Origin of the sequence: Sphingomonas sp. CCH9-F2 (genome assembly GCF_001556735.1) — a bacterium.
GTDB classification, from domain to species: domain Bacteria; phylum Pseudomonadota; class Alphaproteobacteria; order Sphingomonadales; family Sphingomonadaceae; genus Sphingomonas; species Sphingomonas ginsenosidimutans.
Genome location: NZ_LSJO01000184.1, coordinates 1 through 2,633, shown reverse-complemented (window position 1 = coordinate 2,633; position 2,633 = coordinate 1). Strand labels below are relative to the sequence as shown.

General features: G+C 69.5%; 4 protein-coding genes. 1 reads left to right on the top strand and 3 read right to left on the bottom strand.

Annotated elements, in window-relative coordinates; all coding sequences use genetic code 11:
• A partial coding sequence (locus tag AX685_RS05485) for an acyl-CoA dehydrogenase (RefSeq protein WP_066486228.1) occupies window positions 1–1,169 on the top strand: 1,169 nt, incomplete at its 5' end.
• 3 nt (window positions 1,170–1,172) lie between these two features.
• Here AX685_RS05485 and AX685_RS05480 read toward each other — a convergent pair.
• The 3 genes from AX685_RS05480 to AX685_RS05470 form a co-directional block, all read right to left on the bottom strand.
• The gene (locus tag AX685_RS05480) at window positions 1,173–1,631 is read right to left on the bottom strand and encodes a hypothetical protein (RefSeq protein WP_156445691.1); all 459 of its coding nucleotides are present in this window, start codon (window positions 1,629–1,631) and stop codon (window positions 1,173–1,175) included.
• Between the two features lie 43 nt (window positions 1,632–1,674).
• Window positions 1,675–2,031, bottom strand: coding sequence for a GntR family transcriptional regulator (locus tag AX685_RS05475; RefSeq protein ID WP_066486224.1), 357 nt, complete (start codon window positions 2,029–2,031; stop codon window positions 1,675–1,677).
• 47 nt (window positions 2,032–2,078) lie between these two features.
• Window positions 2,079–2,633: nitroreductase family protein (locus AX685_RS05470; protein ID WP_156445690.1), on the bottom strand; the 555-nt coding region annotated here is incomplete at its 5' end.

The window sequence follows — 2,633 nt, the reverse complement described above, 5'->3', positions numbered from 1 at the left end:
CGGGTAGTGACGTCGGCGCGCTGCGCGCGACCGCCACCCCGCGCGGCGACGGCACCTTCGCGATCAAGGGGACGAAGATCTACATCTCGTTCGGCGATCACGACCTGACCGACAATATCGTGCACCTCGTACTGGCGCGCACGCCGGGCGCGCCGGAGGGTACCAAGGGCATCTCGCTGTTCCTCGTCCCCAAGGTGCGGCTGGACGGCACGCCCAACGACGTGCGGGTGGTGTCGATCGAACACAAGATGGGGCTGCACGCCTCCCCCACCTGCGTCCTGTCGTTCGGCGACCATGACGATTGCGTCGGCGAACTGATCGGCCCGGAGATGGGCGGGATGCGGGCGATGTTCACGATGATGAACAACGCCCGCCTCAACGTCGGGCTTCAGGGCGTGCAGGTGGCGGAGGGCGCGACGCAGAAGGCCGCCGCCTATGCGCGCGAACGCATCCAGGGCGTGCGCGACGGACGCCCCGCCGCGATCGTCGAGCATCCCGACGTGCGCCGCATGCTGCTGCGCATGAAGGCGCAGACGATGGCCGCGCGTGCGTTGGTCTATTACGCCTGCGGGATGGTCGACCGCGCCGGGCTAGGCGATGCCAAGGCCAAGGAGCGGCTGGAAATCATGACCCCGCTGGCCAAGGCGCATGCGACCGACATCGGCAACGAAGTCGCCAGCATCGGCGTGCAGGTCCACGGCGGCATGGGCTATGTCGAGGAGACGGGCGCGGCGCAGTTCTTCCGCGACGCGCGGATCACGCCGATCTATGAAGGGACCAACGGCATCCAGGCCGCCGATCTGGTCGGCCGCAAGCTGGCGATGGCCAATGGCGGCACCTTCGCCGATCTGATCGCCGACATGCGGGGCGAGGCACGCCATCCGCAACTGCTCCGGCTGATCGACAGCTGCGAGGCGGTCGGCCGCCGGCTACAGACGGTCGAGGCCGATGACCGGCAGGCGGCCAGCTATCCGTTCCTGACGATGCTGTCGGTCGCTGCGTGCGGCTGGCTGATGGAGCGGCAGGCGGGCGCCGCGGCGGGGGATGCGGTGAGGACGACCGCCGCCGCCTTCTATCTCGACCAGATCCTGCCCGAGGCGTTCGGGCTGGAAGCCGCGGCCAACGCGCCGGCGGCGGTGCTCTACGCGCTGCCGGCTGACGCGTTCTGACGGTCAGTCGCCGGAGGGGCAGCCGCTGTCCGGGTTCGGCCCAGCCCCCTTGGGATACCAGCGCGCGACCTTGGCGTCCTGATCGTAATAGCAGACCGCCGTGCGCTTGCCGTCGGGCGTGATCGCGATCGACCAATTGTGCGGGCCGCAATTGTGCGGCTCGCATCCCCATGACAGCACCCGTCCGTCGAACATCACGATCGGCGACGCGGTGACCGCGCGGTCCAGCACCCGGTCACGTATCGCTTTGTCCGGCACGGCCGCGGCGACGGCAGCCCCGACCATGGGATCGGCCAGGAAGTTCGTTCCGCTCACGGCGTCGGTCGGATAGCTGCCGACATAGCGCGTCATCGGTCCGGGGGGGCTCGGACTGCCCGCGGGTGACGGGGTCGCAACGGGAACAGGCGTGACGGCATTCGTGGCGGGTTCGGACTGCTGCTGGCAGGCGGCCAGCGCGACCATCAGAACGGGGGCAAGGCGGCGGATCATCCGCGCGGGGATAGCGTCATCGCGCCGTCGGTTCCAGCAGGTCGGCCGCGTCCAGCCCCAGAAGGTCGATCCAGGTGTGGATGCGCGGCCATTGATGCGCGACGAAATCCGCCCGCTCCGCCGCGCGCAGCCGCTCCGCCGCGCCGGCCAGCACGAACATGCCGACGCCGCGCCGCACCTCGACATAGCCGTCATCCTGGAAACTCTGATACGCTTTGGCCACCGTCAGCGGATTGGCGCCATGTTCGGCAGCCAGCGCGCGAACCGAGGGAAGCTGATCCCCCGCGCCATAATCCCCGCGCAATATCCCCGCCGCGATCGTCGCGCGCAGGCGGAGATAGACGGGGGAATCGTCGCTGCTCAGAACTGCCATGCTGTTCTAATACACTATGGGGCGCCCAAGTCGAGTCGCGCGTGCCGCTACCCCCGCCACATCGACCACAATCGTGCCGGATCGGGACGCGGCCGCTCCTCCAGCGGACGGCCGGGCGTGCCGATGAACATGAAGCCCGCGATCCGTTCCGGCGCCGCGCCGAAGGCGTCGCGCACCGCGTCCGAAAACGCCGGCCACCCCGTCAGCCATCCGCCGGCATAGCCGTGCGCGTGCACTGCGTGGAGTAGGTTCATGCACGCTGCGCCCGCCGACAATTCCTGTTCCCACATCGGAATGTGGCTGTCGGTACGCGGGGAAAACAGCGCGACCACCAGCGCCGGCGCCTGTCGTGCGAACTGCACCATCGCGTCCAGCTCGACCTGTTTCGCGGCGGGGCGTTCGGCGCGATAGGCATCGACCAGCAGCGCGGCCAGCGCGTCGCGCCGGTCGTCCGGCACGATCACGAACCGCCACGGCGTCAGTTTCCCGTGATCGGGCGTGCGCCCCGCCATGCCGATCATCGCGACCAGTTCGTCCTGCGAGGGGCCGGGGGCGACCAGATCGCGCGGCTTGCCCGACCGGCGGGTGGCGAGCAGCGACAG